This window comes from Neisseria sp. SLRRB23 (assembly GCF_050896295.1).
GTDB lineage: Bacteria > Pseudomonadota > Gammaproteobacteria > Burkholderiales > Neisseriaceae > Neisseria.
In genome coordinates this window covers 1-354 of sequence record NZ_JBPBFH010000164.1, presented here as the reverse complement: position 1 = coordinate 354, position 354 = coordinate 1, and the positions used below count along the sequence as shown (strand labels likewise).

Genomic DNA, 354 nt, shown 5'->3' with positions numbered 1-354 from the left:
AGATGCCGTCTGAAATCCCCCAATCCGACTTCAGACGGCATTTAAACCAAAATATCCCAATACGGCACGTTCAAACCGGCAGAACCGATATTGCCATTCCGCCGTCAGGATGGCGGCGTGTCCAAAAGCAATAAAGCGCATCCATCCGTTTTATTCGGACGGCAAATGGATTAAGGCGGAAGATTTAAAAGCGGGAAGCAGACTGTTATCCGAAAGCGGCAGAACCCAAACCGTCCGCAACATCATTGTCAAAAAACCTTTCACATTCTCAGCAACAAAAACTTTCGGTTTTTTTGCATTTACAAAACGTAAAAACTGTCTCTTATACACATCTCCGAGCCCACGAGACTCGAC

Annotated in this window: 2 pseudogenes; one reads left to right on the top strand and one right to left on the bottom strand. The window is 46.0% G+C overall.

Annotated features, from left to right (window positions below):
- Window positions 1-136 precede the first annotated feature (136 nt).
- Window positions 137-253: pseudogene (locus tag ACRPFF_RS11705) on the top strand (polymorphic toxin-type HINT domain-containing protein); the annotation flags it as partial.
- A gap of 23 nt (window positions 254-276) precedes the next feature.
- Here ACRPFF_RS11705 and ACRPFF_RS11700 read toward each other — a convergent pair.
- Window positions 277-330: pseudogene (locus ACRPFF_RS11700) on the bottom strand (hypothetical protein); the annotation flags it as partial.
- Window positions 331-354: the final 24 nt, after the last annotated feature.